The organism is Candidatus Bipolaricaulis anaerobius, from assembly GCF_900465355.1.
Classification (GTDB): Bacteria; Bipolaricaulota; Bipolaricaulia; order Bipolaricaulales; family Bipolaricaulaceae; genus Bipolaricaulis; species Bipolaricaulis anaerobius.
Genome location: NZ_LS483254.1, coordinates 469,738 through 495,773, shown reverse-complemented (window position 1 = coordinate 495,773; position 26,036 = coordinate 469,738). Strand labels below are relative to the sequence as shown.

Sequence of the window (26,036 nt, the reverse complement as noted above, 5' to 3'; positions counted from 1 at the left end):
TGGCTCACAAGGAGGGGCAACAATGGCGAAGATGGCGAGGATGTTGGTCGTTCTGGTGGCTGTCGGATTGCTCGGATTGGGTGCGGGGGCCGTCGAACCTCTGATCATGGGAACGACAGACCGCGTCACGGAGCTCTCGTTCGAAAACTCGTATGACGCCTACACTTGGCACGTGCTACGTCACACCACGGGTGCTCTCGTCAAGCTTGACGACGAGACGTTGGAGATCGTCGGGGATCTGGCTCAGAGTTGGGAGATCTCAGATGATGGCATGGTCTACACCTTCCACCTTCGTCCCGGAGTCAAGTTCTGGGATGGGAAGGACTGTGATGCGCAGGCGGTGAAGTTCGCGCTGGAGAGAACGATCCGCCTCGATGGGCCAAAAGGTGGCGTCGGGCTGATCAAGCCCTACATCCAGAAGATTGAGGCAGTAGACAAGCTCACGGTTCGGATCACACTTACCTATGCGGACGCTATTTTCCTGTCGCGGATGACGAGTCAGGTTGCCCCGGCGTTGATTTACTCCCTGGACCCATCCGTCGGCGAGAATGAATACACCAGGGGCCGGTACGCGGGAACTGGACCGTACAAGCTTGTCGAGTACAAGCCCGACCAATATGTGAAGTATGAGGCCTACGACGGGTACTACGGACCCGCCCCGAAATCGCGCGAGGTCATCGAGGTCATGTACGCCGACGCGGCGACCCTGCGCGCGGCAATCGAGGCCGGAGACGTCGACTTCGTGTTCCGCACCCTGGCTCCCCAGGACATCGCAGACTTGGAGAAGAACCCCAATGTCATCGTCGAGTACTGGCCGCCCAGCCCAGGGATCCGATACCTCCTCTTCAACGTCACCCAACCCCCGGTGGATGAAGTCCTCGTGCGCCGCGCGATCGCGTACGCAGTCGACCGGCAAGCGATCATCGACCAGGTGTTCAGCGGCATCGTTGACCCGATCTACACGATGGTGCCGAATGTCGATCCGCCGTTCTTCGGTGCCCTGCCAACGTTCCCCGAGCGGGACCTCGCCGTAGCGCGGGAACTCCTCACCAAGGCTGGCTACAGCGAGGCCCGACCGGTCGAGCTCAATCTGTGGTACACGCCCAGCCACTATGGAACGTTCGAGGCTGATGTAGCGACCGTCATCGCGGGAAGCCTTGAGGAAACTGGGATGATCAAGATACGCATCCAGTCTCTAGAGTGGGCCGCTTACTCCGAGCGCATGTCACAGGGGGGCTTCGACATGTTCCTGCTGGGCTGGCACCCGGACTACCTTGAGACCTCGAACTTCCTGGCTCCGTGGTTGACCGAGGCTCCCGAGTCGATGGGGACATTCATGAACCATCACCCGAACTACGAGGCCTACAAGTGGATGCTCGAACTCGCCACATCTACGGTGGATATTGCTGAGAGGTCGGGGCTGTACAAAGGCGTCCAGATCTTGAGCACAATTGACGTACCATGGGTTCCACTGTGGTCGATGACGGACGAGATGGTCACCGCGCGTCGGGCGAACGTAAAGGGGCTCTCGCTCGATATCACGATGGACATCAACGTCTACCGCATCTACAAGGAGTAGGTCGCGGGTCGCAACCCTCCAGGGGGCCGTGCCTCGGCCCCCTGGTTGTTCTCCTCTCTCGCTTTCTCCCACCCTCACGCTAAGGCTCGCCGCGCGGGCCTTGATCTTGGCCCAGGGAACCCCATGGCTCCCTCAGGCGGAGGATCGCCCTGCTGGCCCCACCGCTCCCGGAGGAGAATCATGAGGGAGGGCGATCCGCGCTGCGTTCCGCCCAGCGAGATGGCCGGTGGAGAAGGCGGCTTGGAGGTTGTAGCCCCCGGTATCGCCATCCACATCGAGGATCTCGCCGGCAAAGAACAGGCCCGGAACGAGCCGGCTCCTTATCGTCTTCGGATCCACTTCGCTCAGGCGGACCCCGCCCCGGGTGACGAGCGCCTCGTTCCACCCCCCGAGCGCGAGAACGGGGAACGGGTGCCCCAAAGTGCGGCCCCCGGCGAGGCTCAGCGCCAAAGCGCGGTGGGCACCCCGTGGCAGGTTCGCCGCCCTCGTCCCCGGGGCGAGGCCGTGGGCAACGACCACGGACCGAGCCAGCCGTTCGGGGACGCCCATCTCGTGGAGGATGCGGACCACGGTCCGCTTCCCATGCTCCTCAATGCGCGCTCCCAGGCCCTCCGCTACGGCGGGGAGATCGCCCCCGCTCGGAAGAAGTGGGACGCGCAGCTCATCCCCGGGACGGACGTGGCGGGAGAGGTCGAGGACCGCGGGGCCGGAGAGGCCACGATGGGTGAACAGGACATCCCCCCTCGCCTCAGCCTTACGCCATCCGTCGCGAACGACGGCCACTGCCATGCCCGGGAGCGAGACCCCAGCACAACCCGCGAACGGAGCAAACGCGTCCCGCTCAATGATGAGCGGGGCGAGCGCGGGGTGGGGTGGGACGATCCGGTGCCCGAGCGACGCAGCAAGGCGATAGCCGTCGCCGGTGGCCCCGAGCGCCGGGTACGATCGGCCGCCGGTGGAGAGGATGACGGTCCGTCCGCCGGCCACCGGTTGGCCACGGTCACGAGCCCGGACGACGAACCCTCCCCGCTTTGCCTCCACAGACCGGGCCCGGACGCCCGTTCGGATCTCCACCCTCTCGCGGCGGGCCTCCCTGAGAAGGAGGTCGAGCACATCCTGCGCCCGGCGGGAAGCGGGGAACACGCGGCCATCTCGATCTTCCACCACGGGAACGCCCCGCTCAGCGCAGTAGGCCGCGAGGGCCGCGTTCGAGAACGCGTACAGGGCCGGCCGCAGGAACCGCCCCCCGGCGCCCGGACGATCTCCCCCTCCGTAGTGGTCAAGGAAGTCCGCGATCTCCCCCCCGTGCGTCAGGTTGCAGTGCCCCCCGCCGGAGGCGAGGATCTTGCGGCCAGGGGTGGGCATCCGCTCGAGGACGATCGTCCGCGCCCCCCCCTCCGCCGCGGACACGGCCGCGAACAGGCCCGCCGGCCCCCCTCCCACGACCACCACGTCCCACACCATGAGCCCCAGTGTAGCGTACAGGGCACATAAAGCAGCACCCGACCCCGCGCTGCCGGAGGGACGGGATCCGCCACGCCGTCAACTGGCCCTGACATGAGCGCGGGGACAGGCTACGATCAGGGTATGGACCGCGTCCTTGGCCGGGAGACGGTGGCCCGCTTGCCGAAGTTCGACCTCCATGTCCACCTCGACGGCTCGCTCCGCCCCGGGACGGTGCGCGAGCTGTGGGATGCCTTGCCCATGCGGCACCGGCCACGCATCGCCACCGAGGTGGAGGTGGCTGTCCTCCCCCCCGTGCCCTGTCCGCTCGAGGAGTACCTGGAGGCGTTCCGGATCACGGTCGCCCTCCTCCAGACAGCAAAGGCCCTGGAACGGGCGGCGTGGGAGCTCTGTGAGGACGCGGCGAGCGAAAACGTGATCTACATCGAGATCCGATTCGCTCCCCTCCTCCACCTGCGGCGGGGCCTGAGCCCGAGCGCGGTCGTCGAGGCAGTGCTGGCCGGAATGCGGCGCGCCGAGACCGAACTCCGCATCTCCACCGGACTCATCCTGTGCGCGATGCGGAACGAGCCAACGGAACGGTCGGCGAAGGTGGCCCGGCTCGCTGGCCGATACCACGACCAGGGGGTGGTGGGATTCGACCTCGCTGGCCCCGAGCGGGGGTTCCCCCTCCTCCCCCATGCCGAGGCAATCCACCTCGCCCAGGAGGCGGGCGTTCACGTAACCCTCCACGCTGGGGAGGGCTGCTGCCCGGAGCACATCGGGGAGGCCCTCGATCTAGGGGCGGAGCGGATCGGGCACGGGGTGTACCTGTTCCAGGACCCCGCCGTGGAGGAGAGGGTCCGCGCGGGGCGGATCCCGCTCGAGACCTGTCCGACGAGCAACCTCCAGATCTCGGGGTTCATGCACTCCCTCTCCGATCACCCCCTCCAGCGCTACCTCGAGTTGGGGATCCCAGTGACCGTGAACACGGACAACCGGCTCATGTCCCAGACCTCCGCGACCGAGGAGCTGTGGCGAGTCGTGGACACGTTCGGCCTCGGCCGGGACGAGGTGCGGGCGCTCCTCATCGCGAGCGCCGCGGCTTCGTTCGCCCCTTCCGGGGTGAAGGACGCCCTCCGGGCCGAGGTCGAGGCGGCGTTGTGACCTGACCTGTTCGCCCGGTGGGCAACCGGAACCCAGCATTGCCCGGTGGCCTGCGGCGGGTGGAAGGGCATCCCACTTGCCCCTGCCCCCCCTCGCGCCCTAGAATGGCTTCCGTTCCGAAGGGGGTGGTGGGTGGTGAGACGGATATCCCTGATCGCCTTCGCGCTGGGCTGCCTCGCCCTGCCTTCGTGGGGATGGGCGGTGCAGACGGATGCGTTCCTCTGTTCAGGGGAGGAGCGGGGGGAGGAGTGCTGGCTCTCCGACGCCCGGCTGACGGACACGGCCACCTGGCACGTGTCGAATGTCCCACCAGGGGCTGCCCTGCCCCTCGTCCTGGAAGGGGTAGCGGACGATCTCTGCGCAACGTGTCAAGCGGCACGGGACGTCCTCGTGCGCCTGTACTACCGCTCCCCAGGCGATCCGTACTGGCAGCGCGCGGAACTGTGGCTCCGCGCCACACCCCCCGCCTCCGCCCAGTGTCTGGTGGGCTATCCGGTGCGGGGGGAGACGCGGATCTTCCCCACCAGCTCCGAACTCGTGATCGTCGCCCAGCGCGTGCTGGGGTGCGATCCCCACGTGGGCTTCTCATGGGGCAGCCTCACCTTCGGGGCCGCGCCCGTGGCCGCCACTCCCATCCCGTTGCCCACGCTGCCCACCCCTCCCCCCCCGCCCGAGCCTCCCCCTCCGACTCCCGAACCGACGTGCCTTGCTGGCCCAGGTTTCCTCTGCTCCCCCGGCGATCCGCCGGCGGAGTGCCTCCTCCCCGGGCTCGATCTCTCCTCCGTCGCCCGCCAGGACCTCCCTGAGTCCTACGGTCCAGGCGAAGAAGATGCCGTCCTCCTCCAGCCCGGACACTACTCAGGGACGCTTGGCGAGGGTGACTACCAGGATTGGTACAGGATCGAGGCGAGTTACGGAGATGCCTTCCTGGTATGGGTGGACCCGGGGAGCCTCGTCGTAGACCTACACCTCGTTCACGATCCGTGCGGGGATGTCCTCGCCCAGTGTCTGGACGTGTCCTCCCCCTCCACGATCCGCGTCCCCTGCTACCCCGGCGTGGACTGTAAATCGCTCGGGGAGTGCTTTCTCGACGGCGTATGCAAGCTGTTCATCCGCATCGTCCGGCGCGAGGGGAGCGGCGAATACAAGCTGTCCATCCTCGAGGCAGAGCCCGAGACCCCGCCGCTGTAGGGAATTGCGGTTCGTGGGGGTGGATCTCGCCTGGTCGCCCCGCAACACGTCCGGGGCCGTCGTCCTCGACTGGGATGGCACCACAGGCCGGCCCCGGGTGTGGGAGAGCGCGCTTGGAGGCGATGCAGAGGTCCTCTCCTTCATCGCCCAAGGCGTCGGAGAAGAGAGCGCCCTCGTGGCGATCGATGCCCCACTCGTCGTTCCCAACGAGGGGGGGACGAGGCCCTGTGACCGGGCCCTCTCCCAAAGGTACCGCCAGGGTGAGGCAGGGGCCTACCCCGCCAACCGGGCCCGCCTCGGCCCCGAGGTGCGGGGGGAGATCCTCGTCACCCGCCTGGGTGGCCTCGGGTTCGCCCACACGCCTAAGGTCCGGCGCCAGGCCTCAACCCGTCAGGTGGTCGAGGTGTACCCCCACCCGGGGATGGTCGAGCTGTTCGGGCTGGAGAAGACGCTCAAGTACAAGGCCCGCCGGGACCGGCCCTCCGCGGTGCAGTGGGAGGAGCTCGAGCGCCTGAAGGGGCTCCTCGCCTCCCTGGCCCGGGGCGAGCCGGCGATGGAAGCGGATCGGTTGCTCAACGGTATCACGGTGCGGGGGCTCCGCGGCCGGGAGCTGAAGCGTGTGGAGGACCTCTTCGACGCGCTCTTCTGCGCTCACATCGCCCTCCACCTCTGGTACTGGGGGGAGACGGGCTACCGCTGCTTTGGCGACCTCAACACCGGCTACATCCTCGTCCCGATCCAGCCTGCTACCTGAGGTGCGCCCGCTGGGGAGAGGTGAGGCCCTCGACGTGATCGCGCGCGGCAGCCCGCTCCCGAAAGAGAGCACACATCCCCCTTCAGCCACGATCCCCCCGCTCCCGGGTCACTCGGAGGCTAGAGCCTCACCCCGCGCAGGGCGCGCACGATCCCGAGGAGAACGAGGACGATCCCGATCCCCTGGGGGATCCCCGGCACCTCCCCGAACACAAGGTACGCCCACAGGGTCGCCCCCACCGGTTCGCCGAGGATCGCCACCGCCACCGCCGAGGCGGGGAACCGGCGCAACGCCCAGTTCACGCTCGTGTGCCCGAGGAGCTGAGGGCCGAGGGCCAGCAGCGCAATCCAAAGCCACTCCGTAGGCAGGGGGAGCGGATCGCCACCCCCGCTTGCCCCCGCAAGGAGGAGGGCCGCTGCTATCCCGTACGCCACGGTCGCGTACGGCACCAGGGGTCCCTCGTCCCGCGCCCGTCGCCCGACGAGGAGGTAGGCGGAGGAGGCCACTGCCCCGAGGAGGGCGAGCACGTCGCCGAGGAGGGCCGCTCCCCCGAGCGCGAAGTCCCCCCACCCGATGAGAAGGCCCCCCGCCACCGACAGGCCGATCCCCTGCCACAAGGCCTGCGACGGCCGCTCGCCGAGGAAGAGGGAGGAGAGGAGCCCCACGAAGAGCGGGTTCGTCGTGACGAGGGCCACCGAGCTCGCCACCGTCGTGAGGCGGAGGGACTCGGTCCACAGGGCAAAGTGGAGGGCGAGGAACCCTCCCGCAACGAGGGCCAGCCCCAGCCCGCGCCGGGAGAGGCGGGCCCGGCGAACCCCCCACAGGGGGACCAGGAGGGCCGCGGCGAGGGTCATCCGCCAGGCAGCGACGGTCACAGCGGGGGACACGGTGAGGCGGATGAGGACCGCCGCCCAGGACAGGGACACGACCCCGAGCGTGAGGACGAGGCCCGCCCGAGTCGCCGGGGTGGGGGTCACGTGCCGAGAGCGCGGATCGCGGGGAGCGCGGCCTGGGCAGCCCGGTAGCCAGCTTCCGCTGCCATCCCGACGGATGCGTACGTCGGCGGGCCGTCGCTGAAGTCAGGGGAGATCAGGACCTCCGGCTGCATCGCGGCGACCTCGAGCTCGGCGATCCGTTTCTGAAAGATGGTCGCCATCTGGAAGAGAACGCCGAACACCGTTACCCGGGTGAGGTGCTTCTCCGCCGGGGGGACGAGGACGTCCACCGCCACCACCACCTCCGCCCCGAGCTCCCGTGTCACATCCACCGGCAAGGGGTGGGCCACTCCGCCATCGATCAATGCTCGGCCATCCAGATCCACGGGCACGAACAGGCCCGGCACGGACAGGGAGGCACGGATCGCGTCGGCGAGGCTCCCCCTGCGGATGGCAACCGGCTCGCCGGAGCCAAGATCGGTGGCCACCGCGGCGAACGGGATCGGGAGGTCCTCGATCCGCCGTTCCCCCACGATCTCGAGGAGGACGCGCCGCAGCTCCTCCCCCGAGCTCCACCCCCGCCACGGGAACGTGGGGAGGAGGAACCGCGCCGTTCGCCAGAACCCCAGCTCCTCCCACAACTGTCCGATCTCGGGGAGGGGCACTCCCGCCGCGAACAGCCCCCCCACATAGGATCCTGCGCTCGTCCCAGCGATGGCGCAGATGGGGATCTCGGCCTCGACGAGGGCGCGCAGGACGCCGAGGTGGGCGACCCCCCGCGGGCCGCCCGCGCTGAGGGCGAGGCCGACGCGTTTCATGGGCCGTAAGGCGGGGCCACGGTCGAGGCCCGCCCGTTCCAGCTACCTACTGATCGCCCCGACCGGGCACTGGTCAATGGCCTCGTCCACGCAGGAGAGCGACTGGTCCGCTCCTTTGATCACGTGGGCGTACCCGTCATCGCCGACCTCGAACACCTCTGGGCAGACCTGCGAACACAACCCACATCCCGTACACATGTCTTGATCCACTCGAACAGCCATGGTGCCTCCTTTGATCGCGCTGATCGCGTACTATAACCTGATCTATGCCCTGTTGCCGCCCCCGTGCCTCGTCTGTATAGTACCGGAAACCCACTGTGGAGGTGGTGTGTCGTGTTTCGCCGAACACTCTGGATCGTGTCCCTCCTCGCCGCGCTGGTCGTGCCCTCCCTCGGCGAGACCGCGGCCGAGCTCGCCGCTCAGGGCGATGCCCTGTTCGAGGAGATCTGGGTGACCCAATACACGCCCAGTGTCGCCGCGGAGCTTCAACGGATGCTGGAGAGGGCGATCGAGCTCTACGAGCAGGCCCTCGCCCAAGATGAAAACTACGCCCATGCCCTGAACATGCTCTCCCGCTGCTACTACACGCTGGCCGACATCTTCCTCCCCGAGAAGGAGAAGGCCGATGTCCACGTCAAGGGCCAGGAGTACGGGGAACGGGCCCTCCGCGCGGACCCCGAGTTCGTGCGGGTCGAGAAGGAAAAGGGGTTCGTCGAGGCCGTGCGGACGAGCACGGACATCGCGGCCTGTTTTTGGACGTACTCGAACTGGGCGCGGAAGGTCGAGCTGGGAGGGGGGATGGGGCTCGTGGCCGCCGCGCTGCGCGGCGATGACAAGAAGCTCGTGGCCTTGATCGAGCGGTGTCTGGAGCTCGATCGGGGGTACATCTACGGCGGCCCGTTGCGGGCCCTCGCCGCATACTGGGCCGAGCACCCGTTCTCCAAGGACCCGGAGAAGGTGCGGACCCTGCTTGGGGAGGCCATCGCCTCCTACCCCGACTACCTCGAGAACCGGTTCTTCTTCGCTCAGTACTACCTCATTCCCGCCGGGGAATGGGCCCAGGCGCGGGAGGAGCTCCAGCAGATCATCGATGCCCCGCTCGGGGAGGCTGCCCTCGATAACGGGTACGTCAAGCTCCGGGCCGTGGAGCTCCTCGGCGAGATCCAGGACAGGTAGCCAGGGATGAAGAAGATGACTGGGATCCTTGTCATCCTAGACGGGCTCGCCGGGCGGCCCACGGACCTGAATGGGGCGACGTGCCTCGAACGGGCCGTGACCCCGGCCCTGGACCGCCTCGCCGCCCGCGGCGCGCTCGGCCTGATGGACCCCGTCGCCCCCGGCGTCCGGCCGGGATCCGACACCTCCCACCTCTCCATCTTCGGCTACGACCCGCAGCGCGTGTACACGGGCCGCGGGGCATTCGAGGCCCTCGGGATCGGGATGGACGTCCGCGGGGGCGACGTCTGCTTCCGGGCCAATTTCGCGACCGTGGAGGAACGGGACGGGGAGCTCATCGTCCTCGATCGGCGCGCGGGGCGGCTCCCGGATGGGAAGCCGTTCGAGGAGGCGATCAACGGGATCCGGCTCGACGATTTCGGGGTGGAGTTCTTCTTCCGCGCCTCGACCGAGCACCGGGGCGCCCTCGTCCTGCGGGGGCCGGGGCTTTCCCCCGCCGTCTCGGAGACGGACCCTCACGCGGTCGGCGTCCCGGTGAGCCGGGCGGAAGGGCATGAGGCAGGGGCGCGGAGGACCGCGGAGATCGTGAACGCGTTCACCCGCCGCGCGCACGAGGCCCTGCGCGACCACCCCTTGAACCGGGAGCGAGCCCGCCGCGGCGAGCTTCCGGCGAACGCGATCCTCCTCCGCGGGGCGGCGGCGATGCCCCACCTCCGGCCGGTCACGGATGAGTACGGGATCCGGGGGGTATGCATCGCCGGCGGAGCCCTGTACAAGGGGGTGGCGCGGCTGGCCGGCCTCACCGTGCTCGACGTTCCCGGGGCGACCGGCGACCTCAAGACCGACCTCCGCGCCAAGGCCCGCGCCGCTCTATCGGCCCGGGAGGATTCCGCGCTCATCTTCGTCCACATCAAGGGCACGGACAATGCCGCCCATGACGGGGATGCGCAGGCGAAACGGCAGTTCATCGAGCGCGCTGACCGGGAGTTCTTCGCCCCGCTCCTCGCAGACCTCCCGTGGGATGCCGTCCACCTCTGCGTATCGGGGGACCACACCACCCCCCCGGCGGTGGGCGAGCACACTGCGGACCCGGTGCCTGTGCTGTTCGTGGGACCGGCGGTGCGACCGGACGGGAGCAGGGCGTTCGGGGAGCGGGCCGCGGGCCGGGGCGGGCTCGGCCGGTTCGCGGGCCGGCTCGTGCCCCAGCTCCTCGGGTACTGTGACCTGGGCCCGAAGTTTGGGGCGTGAGGAGGGGCGGTGAAGCTACGGGAGATCGCAGAGCTCGTTGAGGCCGAGTTCATCACCGGCGCCGATCAGGCGGAACGGGAAGTGAGCCGCGCCTTCGCCGCGGACCTCCTCTCCGACGTCCTGGCGATGGTCCAAGAAGAAGGCGTGCTCCTCATCACGGGGATGATCACCCCCCAGGTGGTGCGGGTCGCCGAGGTCATGAACATGGGGGCCGTCCTGTTCGTGCGCGGGAAGCTGCCGGCCACTGCCACGGTCGAGTACGCGATGGGAACGGGGATCCCCCTCCTCGCCACCCGCCGGATCATGTTCGAGACGTGCGGCATCCTCTACAAAGCTGGTTTGCACGCGGCGCAGCGCAAACAAATGCCCCTCGACCATGCCCCCCCGGACGCCACTCGTTCTTAGACGGATCTACCCGGTGGCCCCCCGCGACCTGGAGCAGGCTGGTACGGTGTCCACCGAGGTCCGCCGCGAGCTCCTCGCCCTGGGGATGAGCCCCAACGTGGTGCGGCGGGCGAGCGTGATCTGCTTCGAGGGGGAGATGAACATCGTCCTTTACTCCCATGGTGGACGGGTCATCCTCCTCGTGAAGGAGGACCGCGTCGAGCTCCTGTTCTCCGACGACGGACCGGGCATCGCTGACGTGGAACTGGTGAGCCAACCTGGGTACTCCACTGCCCCCGACTGGGCGCGCGAGCTCGGGTTCGGGGCGGGGCTTGGGATCAACAACATGGAACAGAATTCCGATCTATTCGAGATCCGATCGCGCGTCGGGGAGGGCACCGTGGTCCGAGCGACCATCCTCCTCGGGGTCCCGTTCTTCTAAGGAGGGAGGATGGAGGTTGCGAAGATCGTGGCGGATCTAGGCTGGGAGACCCTCGTCGGCGCTGACCTCACCCGGGATGTCCGGGGCGGCTACTGCTCCGATCTCCTCTCGGACGTCCTCGCCCACGCCCAGGCGGGGGACCTCTGGATCACCCACCAGCGCCACCTCAACGTGGTTGCGGTAGGAAAGCTCCGCGATGTCGCGGGGATCGTGTTCCCGCGGGGCCTGCGCCCCACCCCGGACGTGATCGCCCGTGCCGCCCAGGAACGGGTCAACCTGTTCCTCTCCGCAGACCCCGCGTTCGTGGTCGCGGGGAAGCTCTACCGCGTGCTTCACCCATGAGGTGGTGGCGCGCCGACCTCCACATCCATTCCACCCTCTCCCCCTGCGCGAGCCTCGCCATGTCCCCGCCGCGCATCGTGACCGAGGCGCGGCGAGCCCAACTTGATCTCATCGCGATCTGCGACCACAATGCGGCCGAGAACGGACGGTACGTGCGGCGCCTCGCCGCCGGGGCGCCGATCGTACTCATGGGAATGGAGATTCAGACCGCGGAAGAGGTCGAAGTCCTCGCGTACTTCGCCGACGAGGAAGCCGCTCTCCTCCTCCAGGAGGAGCTCTACTCGTACCTCCCCGATATCGCGTGCGATCCGGACCTGTTCGGGGACCAGGTCGTCGTGGATGAGCGTGAGGAGATCGTGCGGCGGGTGGAGCGGCTCCTCCTCTCCCCGGTGGCGCTTCCGCTCGCGGAGGTCGTGCGCCGGGTCGAGGAGCGAGGGGGGGTCGCCGTTCCGGCCCATGTGGAGCGGGTGCCGGGGGGCCTCCTCGCCGTGCTGGGCCTGCTCCCAGAAGGAGAGTGGCCTCAGGCGGTGGAGATCGCACCGTGGACCCCAGTCGAAGAGGCGCTCGCGGCGTGGCCCACGCTGCGGGGGCGCCCGATCGTGCGCGGCTCGGATGCCCACTTCCCGGAGGAGATTGGGCGGGCGTGGACGGAGTACTTCATCGCGGCACCGACCCTCGCTGAGCTCCGAGACGCGTTCCGCGGCCGGGGCGGCCGGAAGGTGCGGCCGAGCCGAGAAGTGAAGGAGGAAGGATGACCGTAGCCACTGAGACCCGGGTCGCGGAACTGGTCAAGGCCTACGCGGGGCGGCCGTCGGAACTGATCCAGGCCCTCCACCGCGTCCAGAGCGAGCTTGGGCATGTCCCCGCAGGGGCCCAGGCCGTGGTCGCCGCGGTGGTGGGGGTGCCCCTGTCCCAGGTGCGGGGCGTCGTCACGTTCTACCACTTCTTCCGCACCAACCCGGTGGGCAGGCACACGCTGCGCCTGTGCCTGGGCACGGCGTGCCACGTGCGGGGAGCGGAGAACATCCTCAAGGCGATCCGCGAGGAATTGGGCGTTGGCCTGGAGGAAACCTCCGCCGACGGCGCGTTCACCGTGGAAGGGGTGCGCTGCCTGGGGGCATGTGGCCTCGCCCCGGTGATGATGGTGGACGACGATGTCTACGGGAAACTCGATCCCAAGAGGACGAAGCGCATCCTCCGTCAGATCCGAGAGGGCGGGGGATGATCGAGGATCTGGCGATGCACCTCGCCGATCTCGTCGAGAACTCCCTGCGGGCTGGGGCACGGCACGTCTCGATCTCCCTCTCCCGATGCGGTGACTCTTTCCTGATCGAGGTCTCCGATGATGGGGCGGGGATACCGAAGCCGGAGCTCGCCCGAGTGATGGACCCCTTCTACACGACAAAAAAGGGATCGCAGGTCGGCCTTGGCCTCCCCCTCCTCGCCCAGACGGCGGAGGAGACGGGGGGGAGCTGGGCGGTGGAGACGCGGCCGGAGGGGGGAACGCGGGTCCGCGCTCGCCTGGGATGGGACCACCCCGATCGCCCTCCCCTGGGGGACCTCGCGGGCACCCTCGCCCCCCTCATCGCCACCAGCCCCGGGGTTGAGTTCACGGTCGAGCTCAGCGATGATCGGGGGACGTGGCGGCTCTGTACAGGCGAGATCCGTGAGCGCATCGGGGACATCCCGCTGACCCACCCCGAGGTGCTCTGTTTTTTGGAGGAGGCCCTCCGGGAAGGGATGGACGCGGTTGGGCTGAAGGAGGACAAATGAAGCTCGATGAGCTGAGGAGGATCCGGGAGCGAGCGGAGGCCGAGCTGCGGCTCCGCGGGGGGCCGTCCCGGGTGAAGATCGTGGTCGGCATGGGCACATCGGGCATCGCCGCCGGGGCCCGCCAGACCCTGCGGGCGATCCTGGACGAGGTCGCCCGCCGCGACCTCCGGGATGTGGTCGTCACCCAGACCGGGGAGAAGGGGCTCGCCGCCCAAGAGCCGATCGTGGAAGTCCACGAACCGACCCGGATCACGATCTACGGGGAAGTGGACGAGGCCTTCGCCCGGCGGATCGTGGCCGAACACGTGGTCAACGGTCGCCCCCTCTCCGAGCGGGTGGTGGAGGCACGGGAGGTGACGAATGATCAACCTGCGCATTGACGATGTCCCGGCCCAGGCCGAGCCCGGGCAGACGATCCTCGACGCCGCGCGTGCGGCCGGGGTCCGCATCCCCACCCTCTGCCATCTCGAGGCGCTATGTCCAGTCGGCGCGTGTCGGCTCTGCCTGGTCGAGATCCGGAACTGGAACGGGAAACTCGTCCCCGCGTGTGCCACCCCGGCCCAGGAGGGCCTCGACGTGGTCGCCAACTCCGACCGGCTGACCTCCCTCCGCCGGACGATCCTCGAACTTCTGTTCGCTGAACGGAACCACATCTGCGCGTTCTGCGTTTCCAACGGGCACTGTGAGCTCCAGGACCTCGCGACGGAACTCGGGATGGATCACGTGACCTTCCCCTACCGCTTCCCCGCCCTGGCGGTCGATGCGAGCCATTCCAAGTTCGGGATCGACCACAACCGGTGCGTCCTCTGTGGCCGCTGCGTGCGGGCGTGCGCGGAGGTGGAGGGCGCGTTCACGTGGGGATTCGCGGGGCGGGGGGTCCACACCCTGGTCGAGGCCGATCTCGGCGACCCGTGGGGAAGATCGGTGACCTGCACTGGGTGCGGGAAATGCGTCCAGGCATGCCCCACCGGCGCCCTGTTCGAGAAGGGGAAGATCACCGCCGAGCAGGAGAAGCGGCCCGCCCTCCTCGCGGAGATCACAGAAAGGAGGCCCCGTGCCTAAGGTCCGCGTCGCCTCGGTTTGGTTCTCCGGCTGCTCGGGGTGCCACATGTCGTTCCTCGACCTCGACGAGCGGCTCCTGGAGCTGGCAACGAAGGTGGAATTCGTGTACTCGCCGATCGTGGACATCAAGGAGTACCCCGACGACGTGGACGTCCTCCTCGTCGAAGGCGCGATCGGGAACAGCGAGCAGCGGCATCTCCTTACGGAGATGCGGCGGAAGACGAAGATCCTCGTGGCGTTCGGGGATTGCGCGGTCACGGGGAACGTCCCCTCGCTCCGCAATCCGATCCACCGCGAGGAAGTGCTGCGAACGGTGTACGGGGAGGGCGAGGTCCCCGGGCTGGAGGAGGGCGATGTCCCGCAGCTCCTTCCCCAAGCGCTCCCCCTCCACGCCATCGTGACCGTGGACCGCTTCCTGCCGGGGTGTCCACCACCGGCGGACCGGATTTGGGTGTTCCTCCAGGGGCTCCTCGCCGGGAAGAGGCCCGAGCTCACCGGCGCGGACCTCCGGTTCGGATGACGCAGGGGGTGCCTTTGCGCGAGATCAAAGTACCCGTAACGCGAATCGAGGGCCACGGCCTGATCACGGTGGAACTGAACCGTGCCGGCAAGGTGAGCCGGGCTCGGTTCCATGTCACGGAGGGGCGTGGCTTCGAGCGGTTCTGTCGCGGCCGCACCCTGTGGGAGATGCCGGCGCTCACCGCCCGCATCTGCGGGATCTGTCCCGTGTCCCACCTCCTGTGCTCGGCCAAGGCCGGCGACGCGATCCTCGCCGTCCGCCCGCCACGGGCCGCGGACAAGCTGCGGCGGCTCATGAACCTCGGCCAGTACGTGCAATCCCATGCCCTGTCCTTCTTCCACCTCTCCTCCCCCGATCTCCTCCTCGGATGGGATTCCGATCCCAAAGCACGCAACGTGTTCGGCCTCGCTGCGGCAGACCCTCAGCTCGCCCTGAACGGGATCCGCCTCCGCGCGTATGGCCAGGAGATCATCTCCTCCCTCGGCGAGAGGCGGGTCCACCCCGCGTGGGCCGTCCCGGGGGGCGTGCGGGCCCCCCTGACCGCGGAAGCCCGCGATCGGCTGGCGGCCAAGCTCCCTGAGGCGATGCGCATCGCCCAGGATGCCCTTGCCCTGTACGAGAAGAGCGTGCCAGGGTGGGCGGAGGAGGTCCGTTCGTTCGGGGATTTCCCATCCCTGTTCATGTCCCTCGTCGGGGAGGATGGGGCGTGGGAGCACCACGGGGGGAGGATCCGGTTCGTGGATGCCGACCGCGCGATCGTCGCGGATGGCCTCGACCCGGCGCGCTACCCCGAGTACATCGGGGAAGCGGTGGAGGGGTGGAGCTACCTCAAGTTCCCGTACTTCCAGGAAGCAGGGTACCCGGACGGGCTGTACCGGGTGGGGCCGCTCGCCCGCCTCAACTGCTGTGATCGGATCGGGACCCCGCTCGCCGACGCGGCCCTCACCCGCTTCCGCGCCACCGCGGACGGGAAGGCGGTGACGAGCTCGTTCCACTACCACTATGCCCGCCTCATCGAGATCGTGGCGGCGCTGGAGAGAATCGGCCTATATCTAGAGGACCCGGAGATCCTCTCCCCGCGGGTGCGGGCCGAGGCGGGGGTGAACGAGCAAGAAGGGGTGGGGGTCCACGAGGCCCCGCGGGGGACCCTCTTCCACCACTACTGGGTGAACGAGGACGGTGTCCTGGAAAGGGTGAACCTCATCGTGTCCACCGGCCACAACAACCTCGCCATGAACCGCACCGTGACCCAGATCGCCCATCACTACCTCGATGGACAGAAGATCACCGAGGGGCTCCTCAACCGGCTGGAGGGGGGAATCCGCGCCTACGACCCCTGCCTCTCCTGCTCGGTGCACGCCGCGGGCCAGATGCCGCTCAAGGTGGTCCTCCTCGGCCCGGACGGGGAAATCCTGGACGAGGTGGTGCGGGCGGCATGATCCTCATCATTGGCCTTGGCCACCCCTTGCGGAGGGACGACGGCGCGGGGCTGTGGGTGGCCAGCCGCCTCCACAATACGGACGACGTCAAGGTGATGGGAGCTCAGGACCTCGTTCCAGAACTGATCCCGCAAGTGGCGGTCGCCGACCTCGTGATCTTCGTGGACGCCCGGGTCGGCGCGGGCCCGGTGCGGTGGGAACGGGTCCGCCCTGGGGATCGCCCCGCCCTGACCCATGCCTTCACGCCCCGCGGCCTCCTCGCGTGGGCAGAGCACCTGTTCGGCCACGCTCCTCTGGCGTGGCTGGCGACCGTGCCCGCGCGCGACCTGTCGCTCGGGGAGGGGTTGTCCCCCCGCACGCGGCGGGCCGCAGAGGCCTTGGTGGGCCGATTGCGGGCGTACCTCGGGGAAAGGGGGAACCCATGAGGCGCATCCAGGTCCTCCTCTGCTCGGGGACCGCCTGTCAGTCGTCGGGGAGCGATCAGGTGAAGCGAGCCCTCCTCGATGAGCTCGGCTCGCACGACCTCCTGTCCGAGGTGCAGATCGTGGAGACGGGCTGCATGGGGCCGTGCGAACTGGGACCAGTCCTCCTCGTGTACCCGGAGGGGACGTTCTACGTGCGGGTGAAGCCGGACGACGCGGCGGAGATCGTGAGCGAGCACTTCCTGAAGGGCCGCCCGGTGCGGAGGCTCCTCTGGACAGAGGGAGCCCCCCAGCCCCAGGAGATCCCGTTCTTTTCCCGCCAGATGAAGCTCGTCCTCCGCAACTGTGGCACGATCGACCCGGAGAAGATCGAGGAGTACATCGCCACCGGGGGGTACGAGGCGTTGGGGAAGGTCGTTACGCTGGACCCCGCCGAGGTGATCGCCGCCGTCAAGCAGTCCGGGTTGCGCGGCCGGGGGGGGGCGGGGTTCCCGACTGGGACGAAGTGGGAGCTCGTGCGGGCGGCGGCCGGGGACACGAAGTACGTGATCTGCAACGCTGACGAGGGCGACCCGGGGGCGTTCATGGACCGGGCGATCCTCGAAGGGGACCCCCATTCAGTCCTGGAGGGGATGGCGATCGCCGCCTACACCGTGGGGGCAAGCCGGGGCTACGTCTACGTCCGGGCGGAGTACCCCCTCGCCATCCGGCGGCTGGAGGTGGCGCTCGCCCAGGCCCGCAAGCTGGGGCTCCTCGGGGCGCAGATCTTCGAGAGCGACTTCTCGTTCGACATCGAGCTCCGCATGGGGGCAGGGGCGTTCGTGTGTGGAGAGGAGACAGCCCTCATGGCCTCGATCGAGGGCCGGCGGGGCGAGCCCCGGCCGCGGCCCCCTTACCCAGCGACCCACGGCCTGTGGGGGAAGCCCACCCTCATCAACAACGTGGAGACGTTCGCCAACGTGCGCCACATCGTCCTGGGAGGGCCGGCGGCGTTCGCCGCCGTCGGGACGGAGAAGAGCAAGGGGACGAAGGTGTTCGCCCTCGCCGGCAAGGTACGCAATACGGGCCTCGTCGAGGTCCCAATGGGGATCACCCTCCGCGAGCTCGTGTTCGACATCGGGGGTGGGGTCCCCGCCGGGCGGGAGTTCAAGGCTGTCCAGATCGGCGGACCATCCGGAGGCTGTCTCCCCGCCTCCCTCCTCGACATCCCGGTGGACTACGACTCCTTGTCCCGCCACGGGGCGATCATGGGGTCAGGCGGCGTGATCGTCCTCGACGACGCGACGTGCATGGTGAACATGGCGCGGTTCTTCCTCGAGTTCACCGCCGACGAGTCATGCGGCAAGTGCGTCCCCTGCCGGGTGGGAACGCAGATGATGCTCGCCATCCTCAACCGGATCGTCGCCGGCGAGGGAACGGAGCAGGACCTGGTGCGACTCACCGAGATCGGGGACATGATGAAGAACGCGTCCCTCTGCGCGCTCGGCCAGACGGCGCCCAATCCTGTCCTGTCCACCCTCCGCTACTTCCCCGAGGAATACCTGGCCCACATTCGGGACCGGTCCTGCCCAGCCGGGGTGTGCCCCAACCTCGTGCGGTACGTGGTCGTCCCCGAAGCATGCCGCGGCTGCGATGCCTGCCGCCGCGCCTGTCCCACCGGGGCCGCCCAGGGGACGGCGGGGAAGGCCCCGTACCGGATCGCTGACGAGCTCTGCATCCGCTGTGGGGCATGCTTCGATGCGTGCCCGTTCGGCGCGGTGAAGAAGGAGCCCCGATGAAGGAAGAGACGCTAACGAAGGACGCGATCGCCAGCCGTCACCCGCGCTCGCCTTCGGCCCTCCTCGCCCTCCTCCACGACCTCCAGACGGCGAACGCGGGGAACTGCTTGACCCCCGATGACTTGGCCCTCGCGGCGTCCCACGTCGGGCTCCCCCTGTCGGCCGTCCGTGACGCGGCCACGTTCTACTCCATGTTCAGCCTCCGCCCGCGGGGGCGGCACATCGTCCGGCTGTGCGAATCACCGAACTGTCACCTCGCCGGAGCATGGTCGGCCCTCGCCGAGCTGCGGCGGGTCCTCGGGGTGGACATCGGGGAGACCACGCCCGATGGCCTTTTCACGCTCGAACTGACGAGCTGCCTCGGGGCGTGCGGGGTGGCGCCGGTGATGATGGTGGACGATGAGGTCGTGGGGAACCTCACCCCGGCGCGGGTGCGGGAGACGCTGGCCCGGTACCGGGGGGAGCGATGAGCCTCGCCCGAGCGCACGTCCTCGTGGGGGTGGACGACGAGGCCCGGTTGGCGGGCGTGGAGGAGGTCATCCTTGCGTTGCGCGCGGCGATCGCCGACCTCGGCCTGGAGGGCGAGGTCCAGGTGGTGGAGACGGGGTCACTCGGGATCTCCGGGCACGGGGTCGTGCTCGCCGTGCAGCCGGACGGGGTGTACTACGCCGGCGTCACGCCGGCCGACGCGCGCCCGATCGCGGAGGAGCACCTCCTCAAGGGCCGCCCCGTGGCGAGGTTACGCCTCCCGACGATGGCCCCGGTGGCGCGGCCGGCGGACGTGCTCGGCCGCCAGACGCGGGTTGTCCTCTCCAACTGCGGGGCCATCAACCCGGAGCGGATCGAGGAATACATCGCCACCGGGGGGTACGAGGCGCTGGGGAGGGCCGTCACCGTGCTGTCGCCCGACGACGTCCTCGACCTCGTGAAGCGCTCCGGGCTGCGAGGGCGCGGCGGGGCCGGCTTCCCGACGGGGATCAAGTGGTCCGCGGTCCGCACCGCCTCCGATCGGGAACGGTACGTGGTGTGCAACGCCGACGAGGGAGAGCCGGGCACGTTCAAGGACCGCCTCATCCTGGAGGGCGACCCGCACCGGCTGCTTGAGGCGATGGCGATCGCTGGGTACGCGGTGGGGGCCCACGTCGGCATCATCTACGTCCGCGGCGAGTACCGGCTTTCCATCGCCCGCCTCGAGCGGGCAATCGCGGATGCGGAGGCATTGGGGGTCCTGGGGGAGCGCGTGTTCGATACGGACTTCTCGTTTCGGGTCGAGGTCCGCCCCGGGGCGGGCGCCTACGTGTGCGGCGAGGAGACAGCGCTCCTGGAGTCCCTGGAGGGGAAGCGGGGCTGGCCGCGCATCCGTCCCCCCTACCCCGTCACCTACGGGCTGTGGGGGAAGCCGACCGTCGTGAACAACGTCGAGACGTTGGCGAACGTCCCGGACATCATCCGCCGCGGCCCGGCATGGTACCGCACCCTCGGCACCCCCGGCTGCCCCGGGACGAAGGTGTACACGATCCTCGGGAACGTCTGCTACCCCGGGTTGGTCGAGGTGGAGATGGGGACCACCCTCCGCACCCTCATCTACGAACTGGGAGGGGGGCTCCTCCCCGGCCGGACCCTCCACGGCGTCCTCATCGGCGGGGCGGCGGGGGCGTTCCTCCCCCCGCGCGAGCTCGATGTCCGCCTCGACTTCGACGCGTTGGCCGAGCGGGCCGCCGCCCTCGGGTCGGGGGCGGTGCTCGTGCTGGACGAGTCGGCCTGCATGGTGGACATGCTGGCGAGCGTGCTGCGGTTCTTCCGCCACGAGTCGTGCGGCCAGTGCGCCCCCTGCCGGAGCGGGACCGACGTCCTGGTGCGGTTGATCTCCTCCCTCCAGGCGGGGACAGCGGACGGGGGGACGCTCGACCAGATGGTGCGGATCGTGGACGCGATGCGGGCCGCTTCCCTGTGCCCCCTCGGGCAATCGGTGGCCCTTCCCGTGCGCAGCGCCCTCGTCGGGTTCCGGGAGGAGTTCGACGCCCATCTCACCAGCGCCACGTGCCCGCGGTGTCAGGCCACGGTCCACGCCCGGGGTTCCCACTGACGAGGGCGCGATGAAGCTGACGTTCGCCGGAGCGGCAGGCACGGTGACGGGTTCGTGCTTCCACCTCGAGGTAGGAGACCTGAGGATCCTCATCGACTGCGGGATGTTCCAGGGGCCCCCGGAGCTCGAGGCCCGCAACACAGCCCCGTTCCCATTCGACCCTAAGGGAGTGGACTGGCTCGTCCTCACCCATGGCCACCTCGACCACCTCGGCCTCGTCCCGCGTCTGTTCCGGGAGGGGTTCCGCGGCCGTGGGATCTGCACCCGGCCGACGCGGGACATCGCCCACGCGATGCTCATGGACGCCGCCCGGATCCAAGAAGAAGAAGGAGAGGACGCCCTCTACACCGCGGCCGACGCCCTCGCCTCCCTCGACCTCTTTGGGACCCAGCTCGAGTACGGGGAGGAGATCGCCCTGAACGGGGATGTCCGCCTCCGGTTCCATGATGCGGGCCACATCCTGGGGGCGGCGTTTGTGGAGCTCCACGCGGAGGGGAAGACGGTCGTGTTCTCGGGCGATCTCGGCAACCGCGGCAAGCCCCTCGTCGAGGACCCATCCTACCCACCCAAGGCCGACATCGTGGTGCTGGAGTCCACGTACGGCAATCGGGAACATCCTCCCCTTGAAGCGTCGGTGGCGGAGCTCCGCGACGCGATCGTGGATGCCCTCGCCGCCGGCGGGAACGTCGTCATCCCCTCGTTCGCCCTCGAACGGACCCAGGAGGTCCTCTACCTCCTCTTCCGACTGTGGCAGGAGCGAAGAATCCCAAGCTGCCCGATCTACCTCGATTCCCCCCTCGCCACGCAGGCGACGCGGATCTTCGAGCGGTACTCGGAGCGGTTCCCGTCCCCCGCCCGGCGCTTGTTCCAGAGGCGCGAGGATCCGTTCGACTTCGAGCTCCTCGAGTACACCCTCACCCGACAGGCGTCGAAGAAGATCGGAGAGGACTCGGGAGCGATCATCATCGCCGGATCGGGGATGTGCACGGGGGGACGCGTCCTCTACCACCTCCGCGATAACCTCCCCCGCCCGGAGTCAGCCCTCGTGTTCGTGGGCTACCAGGCGATGGGGACCCTCGGACGGGAGATCGCGGACGGGGCATCGCGGGTCGAGATCCTGGGCTCGATCGTCCCGGTGCGGGCCTCGGTCCACAAGATCGAGGGCCTGTCCGCCCACGCTGACCTCCCGATCCTCGTCGATTGGACGCTTCATGCCGATCCGCGCGAGGTGTTCCTCGTCCATGGGGAGCCCCCCGCGTTCGACTCCCTCGCCGCGCGGCTCGCGTCTGCGGGCTGCCGGACACACATCGCGGATTGGCACGAGACGGTCCCGTTGTGAAGATCGCCGTGCTCGGGACGCTCAGCATCCACCTCGTGGCGGAGGTAGACCGCCTTCCCCGTCCTGGGGAGATGGTCCCCAGTCGGGGCGTTGGGCGCGAGCCCGGGGGGACGGGGACGCTGCAGGCGATCGCCGCGGCCCGCCTCGGGGCCGAGGTCACCCTGTACGGCCGCGTGGGAGCAGATCCGTTCGGGGACGAGATCCTCTCTTCCCTCCGCGGAGCAGGGGTCGAGATCGCGGCCGTGGAGCGCTCGGTGCGGGACCCCACCGGCGCGTCGCTCCTCCTCATCGAGCCCACCCGCCAGTTCCTCGCCGCCCAGGCCGGGGGGGCGAACGGAGGGGTGGACGAAGCGTACATTGCGCGGTTCCTTCCCCCCATCCGAGAGGCGGATGCCGTGCTCCTCGACCTCGCCATCCCCGCCCCGGCGCTTGTCTCCCTCCTCGCCGGTCTCCCCCCCGCCCGGCCGATCGTCGTCCTGCACCCGATTCCGCCCCGCGATCTTTCGCTCCCCTGGGAGCGGGTGGACTTCCTCGTCGGGAGCCGGGAGGCGTTGGCCTCCCCGACAGCGGGGAGCAGCCCCGAGGAGGCGGCCCGGGCTGGACAGGCCCTCCTCACCCGCGGGGTGCGGAGCGTGGTGATCACCGCTGGCCCGGATGGGGCCTACCTGATCGAGGGGGCGGGCGCGACCCGCTTCCCCGGCCACAGCCTGCCCGTGGTGGATCCCACCGGGGCGGCCGACGCGTTCCGGGCAGCGTTGGCCGTGAAGCTCGCCGGCGGGCGGGGGCCGTACGAGGCAGCGGGGTTCGCCACGGCCGCCGCGGCCCTCGCCGCCGCGCGGCAGGGGGGGCCGCTCTCCTTCCCCACCGCCGCCGAGGTCCAGGAGCTCCTCGCTCGCCCGGCCCTCCCCTAGCCCGTCAGCCGCGGCGGGCGTCCTCACCTACGCTACGGCCCCAAAACGCGGCGATCGCTTCCAGAACAAGCTTGGCTGCGGTGATCGCCGACACGCCGGACGGGTCAAACGGCGGGGCGAGCTCGACGAGGTCCATCCCCACCACCCGGAACCGACCCAGGGTGCGGAAGATCCCGATCACGTCCCCATACGTGAGCCCGCCCGGTTCGGGGTTCGTCACCCCGGGGCACAGGGCGGGATCGAGGGCATCGAGATCGAGGGTCAGCCACACGGGGAGGCGGGGAGAGAGCCGGTCCGCAATCCCCTCCGGCGGGGCGAAGAACGGTTCTCCGACCTCCTCCCCGAAGAACGAGCGCGCCCCCACGATCACGAGGCGCGCCGCGACCTCACTCACCCGCCGCAGCACGGTGGCGTGGGCCACCTCCTCCCCTCCGTACTCCTCACGCAGGTCGGTGTGGGCATCGAGCGCCACCACTTGGACGGAACCACGGCCCGCCGCCGCGCGGACCGCGGGGAGCGCCACCGTGTGCTCCCCCCCCAGGACGACGATCCCCTTCCCGAGATCAAGGATCCGTCCCACCTCGGCCTCCGTGGCGTGAAGCATCTCCGCCAGGGACGCATGGGGATCCACATCGCCGAGATCGCACACCCCGACGTGGGCGAGATCGCACCGGAAGAGGTGCGAGTAGAGCTCGATCGAGTCCGACGCAGCGCGGATCGCGGTCGGGGCCTGCGCCGGCCCGCCGCGGTAGGACACGGTGCGCTCGACGGGCACCCCAAGGATCGCCACCCGCGCCCGTTCAAGCGGCGTGTCCAGCCCGAGGAACCGCAGCGGCCCGATCATCGTCCCTCCGCGCCTCGGACGAGCTCCTCCACGAACCGGGGGAGGACGAACGCCGCCCGATGAACCCGCGGGGTGTAGTACCGCGTGCGAAGGCCCCGCGCGTGGAACCGCTCCTCAAGGTCTCCCTCACTTGCCCCGAGGTCGCGCTCGCTGGCGAGGACGTACGCCCACATCCCCGACGGGTAGCTCGGGACGAACCCGACGTAGGGGGCGACCTGGGGGAACAGGCCCCGCAGGTCGCCCACCGCACCTTGGAGGACCTGGGGCTGGTAGAACGGGGGCCCCGCCTGCAGGGCGACCACTCCCCCCAGACGCAGCGCCGCCCGGCACGCGGCGAGAAACCGTGGCGCGAACAGGGCGCGGCCCGGCCCAATCGGGTCGGGGGAGTCCACGAGCACCACGTCGAACGATCCCCGATAGGAGGGCACGTGGTCCTCAGCGGGCGAGATCACGATCCGCACACGCGGATCGTCGAACGCGCCCCCGTGAACGGCCGCGAGATGGGCTCGGCAGCAGGCGACCACGTCCGCGTCGATCTCGACCAGGGTCACCTCGCGGACGGGGGGATGGGAGAGGACCGCCCGCAACGCGCCACCGTCACCGCCGCCCACGACGAGGACCCGTTCCGGGCGATCGTGGACGAGGAGCGCAGGGTGGACGAGCATCTCGTGGTAGAACGCCTCATCCCGTTCCGTAACCATGATCCGCCCATCGAGGGTGAGCACCTGCCCCAGCGCGTGGGTCCGGGCCAGATCGAGCTCCTGGTGTGGGGTGCGGAGGTGGAGGATGGGCTCCACCACGGCCAGCGAGAACCGAACCCCGGGGGCCTGCTCTTCCGTCACCCACGCCCCGCCTCTCACTGGAGCCCCCGCCGGATCTCGATCACGCTTGTCCGCTCGGGCCGGAACAGATCGCGGAGCACCTCCACCGCCCCCTCGGGGGTCACGTCCTCCCCGCAGGTGAACACGTCCACCGCGACGTACCCGATCTCCGGCCAGGTGTGCACGGAGATGTGGGATTCGGAGAGCATCGCCATCCCCGACACCCCGTGCGGCTTGAACGGATGAACGTGGACACCGATCACCGACGCCCCGGCCCGTTCCACCGCCCGATAGAGGCCCTCCCGGATCGCCTCGGCATCGTTCGTGTTCTGAGTGCAATCCCACAGCTCGACCACAAGCTGCCGTCCCAGTCCACGCATCGTTCACCCCCTGTGACGTAGGTTGAGACAAAACGAGTGGCCCTCACCGCTCCCTGCGGGGTGGGCCCAGCCCGTCCCGAGTCACGCGTGGGGATTGTAGTGAAGGGAGCGTTCCCCTCCAACGTAGGGGGGCTAGCCTCGGGTGGGCACCGACGCGGCGTCCAGCGCATCGCTCAGCCGTCGCGCGGTGCGCCCCCTCCACGAGCCCTTGTGGTAGACGTAGCTTGCGAGCAGCGGGAGGGCGAGCGTCGCCTCGGAAAACACCATCTGGTCAAAACCCTGGGCGACCTTCCCCCACGAGCTCGCCTCCTTGAGGGTCGAGCCGGACAGGCCTCCGTCCCGCACATCGGCCACCGTGATCTGGATCGCGTACTTGTGCATTGGGGCATCGACCCCGAGGACATCCGCCGCCACGACCACGTCCTGGGCGAAGTTCTTGGGGACCCCTCCCCCCACCATGACGAGGCCCGTCTCCCGCGCCGCGATCTTGATCTTCGTCAGCTCGAGGAAATCCTTCACCGAGTCGATCGCCACGTGCCGGTCCGGGTGGTGCCACTGATGGAGGATGAGGCCGAACCCGGCGCTGGAGTCGGAGAACGCTGGGCAGAAGATGGGAACGCCATTCTCGTAGGCAAGGCGGGTGATCGAGCCCTCCCCCATCCCGCGCGCGACGAGCCACCGCCCCATCTCCCGGATGAACTCCCGCGACGAATAGGCACGGGGAGGGAGGGCGTCCGCGATCTCCGTCACCGTGCGATCGCAGACCCGTAGCTCATCCTCATCGATGAACGTGTCGTAGATCCGGTCGATGTGGAGCTCGCGGAGGACGTTATCGTCCACATCGGGGCTCCCGAGGTAGTGGTGGAACCCAAGGGCCTCGAAGAAATCCTGATCCACGATGTTCGCCCCCGTGGCCACGACGGCATCGGCCATCCCGTGTTCGAGGAGGACGGAGATCGTCCGCCCGAGGCCGGCGCTGACGAGGGATCCGGCGAGGCAGAGAATGATCGTGCAGTCCGGATCCGAGAGCATCCGATCGTAGGTATGGGCTGCCCGGGCCAGATTGCGGGCCTGAAACGCGGTCCTCCCCATCGCGTCGAGGAGGGGGACGAGGTCGAACGCCCGCGGGTCGAGCTGTTCCACCGGGGTCCGGAGGTAGTCGTGCTTGGTGGGGTCCATGGT

The 26,036-nt window shown here is 69.2% G+C and carries 30 protein-coding genes; 22 read left to right on the top strand and 8 right to left on the bottom strand.

The genetic code is table 11. From position 1 onward, the window contains the following. Positions 1-22 precede the first annotated feature (22 nt). Positions 23-1,579, top strand: coding sequence for an ABC transporter substrate-binding protein (locus BARAN1_RS02460; protein ID WP_122030736.1), 1,557 nt, complete (start codon positions 23-25; stop codon positions 1,577-1,579). A gap of 132 nt (positions 1,580-1,711) precedes the next feature. Here BARAN1_RS02460 and BARAN1_RS02455 read toward each other — a convergent pair whose 3' ends face one another. Then, entirely contained in the window at positions 1,712-3,043 is a 1,332-nt protein-coding gene (locus tag BARAN1_RS02455) for a BaiN/RdsA family NAD(P)/FAD-dependent oxidoreductase (RefSeq protein ID WP_122030735.1), read from the bottom strand. Positions 3,044-3,166: 123 nt separating this feature from the next. Here BARAN1_RS02455 and add point away from each other — a divergent pair, with 123 nt between their 5' ends. The 3 genes from add (at position 3,167) to BARAN1_RS02445 (ending at position 6,134) form a co-directional block, all read left to right on the top strand. After that, complete coding sequence (add, locus tag BARAN1_RS02450) at positions 3,167-4,189, top strand: adenosine deaminase (protein ID WP_157959394.1); 1,023 nt, start codon at positions 3,167-3,169, stop codon at positions 4,187-4,189. 132 nt (positions 4,190-4,321) lie between these two features. Next, a complete protein-coding gene (locus BARAN1_RS06510) occupies positions 4,322-5,380 on the top strand; it encodes a hypothetical protein (RefSeq protein ID WP_157959393.1) in 1,059 nt (352 codons plus the stop codon). 13 nt (positions 5,381-5,393) lie between these two features. Next, positions 5,394-6,134: a DUF429 domain-containing protein gene (locus BARAN1_RS02445; protein WP_157959392.1), complete on the top strand. Its 741-nt coding sequence runs from the start codon at positions 5,394-5,396 to the stop codon at positions 6,132-6,134. A gap of 119 nt (positions 6,135-6,253) precedes the next feature. Here BARAN1_RS02445 and BARAN1_RS02440 read toward each other — a convergent pair whose 3' ends face one another. Genes BARAN1_RS02440 through BARAN1_RS02430 form a run of 3 tightly spaced genes read right to left on the bottom strand, consistent with a single transcriptional unit; the run spans position 6,254 to position 8,109 of the window. Further along, entirely contained in the window at positions 6,254-7,111 is an 858-nt protein-coding gene (locus tag BARAN1_RS02440) for a DMT family transporter (protein WP_231944289.1), read from the bottom strand. Then, the gene (locus BARAN1_RS02435) at positions 7,108-7,887 is read right to left on the bottom strand and encodes a patatin-like phospholipase family protein (RefSeq protein ID WP_122030732.1); all 780 of its coding nucleotides are present in this window, start codon (positions 7,885-7,887) and stop codon (positions 7,108-7,110) included. Before BARAN1_RS02435 ends, BARAN1_RS02440 begins: the two co-directional genes overlap by 4 nt. A gap of 42 nt (positions 7,888-7,929) precedes the next feature. Continuing rightward, positions 7,930-8,109, bottom strand: coding sequence for a ferredoxin (locus BARAN1_RS02430; RefSeq protein WP_122030731.1), 180 nt, complete (start codon positions 8,107-8,109; stop codon positions 7,930-7,932). Positions 8,110-8,220: 111 nt separating this feature from the next. On the opposite strand from BARAN1_RS02430, the gene BARAN1_RS02425 reads away from it, so the two are divergent. The 18 genes from BARAN1_RS02425 to BARAN1_RS02340 are packed head-to-tail and all read left to right on the top strand — an operon-like array spanning position 8,221 to position 22,809. Then, on the top strand, positions 8,221-9,063 hold the full coding sequence (locus tag BARAN1_RS02425; RefSeq protein WP_122030730.1) for a TRAP transporter TatT component family protein: 843 nt from the start codon (positions 8,221-8,223) through the stop codon (positions 9,061-9,063). A gap of 15 nt (positions 9,064-9,078) precedes the next feature. Next, a complete protein-coding gene (gene apgM, locus BARAN1_RS02420; RefSeq protein WP_231944288.1) occupies positions 9,079-10,311 on the top strand; it encodes a 2,3-bisphosphoglycerate-independent phosphoglycerate mutase in 1,233 nt (410 codons plus the stop codon). Positions 10,312-10,320: 9 nt separating this feature from the next. Continuing rightward, positions 10,321-10,716 carry a hypothetical protein gene (locus BARAN1_RS02415; RefSeq protein ID WP_197708813.1) on the top strand — a complete coding sequence of 132 codons (396 nt, stop codon included), beginning with the start codon at positions 10,321-10,323 and terminating at the stop codon, positions 10,714-10,716. 13 nt (positions 10,717-10,729) lie between these two features. Further along, positions 10,730-11,137 (top strand): ATP-binding protein, encoded by a 408-nt coding sequence (locus BARAN1_RS02410; RefSeq protein WP_231944287.1) that lies wholly within the window; start codon positions 10,730-10,732, stop codon positions 11,135-11,137. 9 nt (positions 11,138-11,146) lie between these two features. After that, the gene (locus tag BARAN1_RS02405) at positions 11,147-11,479 is read left to right on the top strand and encodes a serine kinase (RefSeq protein ID WP_122030727.1); all 333 of its coding nucleotides are present in this window, start codon (positions 11,147-11,149) and stop codon (positions 11,477-11,479) included. Further along, entirely contained in the window at positions 11,476-12,234 is a 759-nt protein-coding gene (locus BARAN1_RS02400; protein WP_122030726.1) for a PHP-associated domain-containing protein, read from the top strand. The genes BARAN1_RS02405 and BARAN1_RS02400 overlap by 4 nt, the downstream gene beginning before the upstream one ends. After that, positions 12,231-12,704 (top strand): NADH-quinone oxidoreductase subunit NuoE, encoded by a 474-nt coding sequence (gene nuoE, locus BARAN1_RS02395; protein ID WP_122030725.1) that lies wholly within the window; start codon positions 12,231-12,233, stop codon positions 12,702-12,704. The genes BARAN1_RS02400 and nuoE overlap by 4 nt, the downstream gene beginning before the upstream one ends. Further along, positions 12,701-13,252, top strand: coding sequence for an ATP-binding protein (locus BARAN1_RS02390; RefSeq protein ID WP_162297734.1), 552 nt, complete (start codon positions 12,701-12,703; stop codon positions 13,250-13,252). Before nuoE ends, BARAN1_RS02390 begins: the two co-directional genes overlap by 4 nt. Continuing rightward, the gene (locus BARAN1_RS02385) at positions 13,249-13,632 is read left to right on the top strand and encodes a (2Fe-2S) ferredoxin domain-containing protein (protein ID WP_122030723.1); all 384 of its coding nucleotides are present in this window, start codon (positions 13,249-13,251) and stop codon (positions 13,630-13,632) included. Before BARAN1_RS02390 ends, BARAN1_RS02385 begins: the two co-directional genes overlap by 4 nt. Continuing rightward, positions 13,613-14,314, top strand: a complete 702-nt coding sequence (hoxU, locus tag BARAN1_RS02380; RefSeq protein WP_122030722.1) for a bidirectional hydrogenase complex protein HoxU — start codon at positions 13,613-13,615, stop codon at positions 14,312-14,314. The genes BARAN1_RS02385 and hoxU overlap by 20 nt, the downstream gene beginning before the upstream one ends. Then, a complete protein-coding gene (locus BARAN1_RS02375) occupies positions 14,307-14,834 on the top strand; it encodes an NADH-quinone oxidoreductase subunit B family protein (RefSeq protein ID WP_122030721.1) in 528 nt (175 codons plus the stop codon). The genes hoxU and BARAN1_RS02375 overlap by 8 nt, the downstream gene beginning before the upstream one ends. 8 nt (positions 14,835-14,842) lie before the next feature. Beyond that, entirely contained in the window at positions 14,843-16,273 is a 1,431-nt protein-coding gene (locus BARAN1_RS02370) for a Ni/Fe hydrogenase subunit alpha (RefSeq protein WP_420196456.1), read from the top strand. Continuing rightward, complete coding sequence (locus BARAN1_RS02365; protein ID WP_122030719.1) at positions 16,270-16,698, top strand: hydrogenase maturation protease; 429 nt, start codon at positions 16,270-16,272, stop codon at positions 16,696-16,698. Before BARAN1_RS02370 ends, BARAN1_RS02365 begins: the two co-directional genes overlap by 4 nt. Next, complete coding sequence (locus BARAN1_RS02360; protein ID WP_122030718.1) at positions 16,695-18,473, top strand: NADH-ubiquinone oxidoreductase-F iron-sulfur binding region domain-containing protein; 1,779 nt, start codon at positions 16,695-16,697, stop codon at positions 18,471-18,473. Before BARAN1_RS02365 ends, BARAN1_RS02360 begins: the two co-directional genes overlap by 4 nt. Continuing rightward, on the top strand, positions 18,470-18,943 hold the full coding sequence (locus BARAN1_RS02355; protein ID WP_122030717.1) for an NADH-quinone oxidoreductase subunit NuoE family protein: 474 nt from the start codon (positions 18,470-18,472) through the stop codon (positions 18,941-18,943). Before BARAN1_RS02360 ends, BARAN1_RS02355 begins: the two co-directional genes overlap by 4 nt. Further along, complete coding sequence (gene nuoF, locus BARAN1_RS02350) at positions 18,940-20,559, top strand: NADH-quinone oxidoreductase subunit NuoF (RefSeq protein ID WP_122030716.1); 1,620 nt, start codon at positions 18,940-18,942, stop codon at positions 20,557-20,559. The genes BARAN1_RS02355 and nuoF overlap by 4 nt, the downstream gene beginning before the upstream one ends. 10 nt (positions 20,560-20,569) lie before the next feature. After that, positions 20,570-21,898: an MBL fold metallo-hydrolase gene (locus BARAN1_RS02345; RefSeq protein ID WP_122030715.1), complete on the top strand. Its 1,329-nt coding sequence runs from the start codon at positions 20,570-20,572 to the stop codon at positions 21,896-21,898. Next, a complete protein-coding gene (locus BARAN1_RS02340; protein ID WP_157959391.1) occupies positions 21,895-22,809 on the top strand; it encodes a PfkB family carbohydrate kinase in 915 nt (304 codons plus the stop codon). The genes BARAN1_RS02345 and BARAN1_RS02340 overlap by 4 nt, the downstream gene beginning before the upstream one ends. 4 nt (positions 22,810-22,813) lie before the next feature. Here BARAN1_RS02340 and BARAN1_RS02335 read toward each other — a convergent pair whose 3' ends face one another. The 4 genes from BARAN1_RS02335 to BARAN1_RS02325 all read right to left on the bottom strand — a co-directional run bounded on the left by BARAN1_RS02335 (position 22,814) and on the right by BARAN1_RS02325 (position 26,033). Further along, positions 22,814-23,653 carry an agmatinase family protein gene (locus BARAN1_RS02335; protein ID WP_122030713.1) on the bottom strand — a complete coding sequence of 280 codons (840 nt, stop codon included), beginning with the start codon at positions 23,651-23,653 and terminating at the stop codon, positions 22,814-22,816. Next, positions 23,650-24,495: a polyamine aminopropyltransferase gene (gene speE, locus BARAN1_RS02330; RefSeq protein WP_157959390.1), complete on the bottom strand. Its 846-nt coding sequence runs from the start codon at positions 24,493-24,495 to the stop codon at positions 23,650-23,652. The genes BARAN1_RS02335 and speE overlap by 4 nt, the downstream gene beginning before the upstream one ends. A 14-nt stretch (positions 24,496-24,509) precedes the next feature. Beyond that, a complete protein-coding gene (gene speD, locus BARAN1_RS06505; protein ID WP_157959389.1) occupies positions 24,510-24,854 on the bottom strand; it encodes an adenosylmethionine decarboxylase in 345 nt (114 codons plus the stop codon). Positions 24,855-24,986: 132 nt separating this feature from the next. Then, entirely contained in the window at positions 24,987-26,033 is a 1,047-nt protein-coding gene (locus tag BARAN1_RS02325; RefSeq protein WP_122030711.1) for a 1,9-bis(guanidino)-5-aza-nonane synthase, read from the bottom strand. Positions 26,034-26,036: the final 3 nt, after the last annotated feature.

What these genes read in the sequence shown, in the direction of transcription:
- BARAN1_RS02365 (WP_122030719.1), top strand. Translation starts at nt 16,270, where the DNA reads ATGATCCTCATCATTGGCCTTGGCCACCCCTTGCGGAGGGACGACGGC.
- BARAN1_RS02455 (WP_122030735.1), bottom strand. Translation starts at nt 3,043, where the DNA reads ATGGTGTGGGACGTGGTGGTCGTGGGAGGGGGGCCGGCGGGCCTGTTC.
- BARAN1_RS02385 (WP_122030723.1), top strand. Translation starts at nt 13,249, where the DNA reads ATGAAGCTCGATGAGCTGAGGAGGATCCGGGAGCGAGCGGAGGCCGAG.
- BARAN1_RS02460 (WP_122030736.1), top strand. Translation starts at nt 23, where the DNA reads ATGGCGAAGATGGCGAGGATGTTGGTCGTTCTGGTGGCTGTCGGATTG.
- BARAN1_RS02435 (WP_122030732.1), bottom strand. Translation starts at nt 7,887, where the DNA reads ATGAAACGCGTCGGCCTCGCCCTCAGCGCGGGCGGCCCGCGGGGGGTC.
- BARAN1_RS02360 (WP_122030718.1), top strand. Translation starts at nt 16,695, where the DNA reads ATGAGGCGCATCCAGGTCCTCCTCTGCTCGGGGACCGCCTGTCAGTCG.
- nuoF (WP_122030716.1), top strand. Translation starts at nt 18,940, where the DNA reads ATGAGCCTCGCCCGAGCGCACGTCCTCGTGGGGGTGGACGACGAGGCC.
- BARAN1_RS02430 (WP_122030731.1), bottom strand. Translation starts at nt 8,109, where the DNA reads ATGGCTGTTCGAGTGGATCAAGACATGTGTACGGGATGTGGGTTGTGT.
- BARAN1_RS02400 (WP_122030726.1), top strand. Translation starts at nt 11,476, where the DNA reads ATGAGGTGGTGGCGCGCCGACCTCCACATCCATTCCACCCTCTCCCCC.
- BARAN1_RS02325 (WP_122030711.1), bottom strand. Translation starts at nt 26,033, where the DNA reads ATGGACCCCACCAAGCACGACTACCTCCGGACCCCGGTGGAACAGCTC.
- BARAN1_RS02405 (WP_122030727.1), top strand. Translation starts at nt 11,147, where the DNA reads ATGGAGGTTGCGAAGATCGTGGCGGATCTAGGCTGGGAGACCCTCGTC.
- nuoE (WP_122030725.1), top strand. Translation starts at nt 12,231, where the DNA reads ATGACCGTAGCCACTGAGACCCGGGTCGCGGAACTGGTCAAGGCCTAC.
- hoxU (WP_122030722.1), top strand. Translation starts at nt 13,613, where the DNA reads ATGATCAACCTGCGCATTGACGATGTCCCGGCCCAGGCCGAGCCCGGG.
- add (WP_157959394.1), top strand. Translation starts at nt 3,167, where the DNA reads ATGGACCGCGTCCTTGGCCGGGAGACGGTGGCCCGCTTGCCGAAGTTC.
- BARAN1_RS02335 (WP_122030713.1), bottom strand. Translation starts at nt 23,653, where the DNA reads ATGATCGGGCCGCTGCGGTTCCTCGGGCTGGACACGCCGCTTGAACGG.
- apgM (WP_231944288.1), top strand. Translation starts at nt 9,079, where the DNA reads ATGACTGGGATCCTTGTCATCCTAGACGGGCTCGCCGGGCGGCCCACG.
- BARAN1_RS02345 (WP_122030715.1), top strand. Translation starts at nt 20,570, where the DNA reads ATGAAGCTGACGTTCGCCGGAGCGGCAGGCACGGTGACGGGTTCGTGC.
- speD (WP_157959389.1), bottom strand. Translation starts at nt 24,854, where the DNA reads ATGCGTGGACTGGGACGGCAGCTTGTGGTCGAGCTGTGGGATTGCACT.
- BARAN1_RS02390 (WP_162297734.1), top strand. Translation starts at nt 12,701, where the DNA reads ATGATCGAGGATCTGGCGATGCACCTCGCCGATCTCGTCGAGAACTCC.
- BARAN1_RS02355 (WP_122030717.1), top strand. Translation starts at nt 18,470, where the DNA reads ATGAAGGAAGAGACGCTAACGAAGGACGCGATCGCCAGCCGTCACCCG.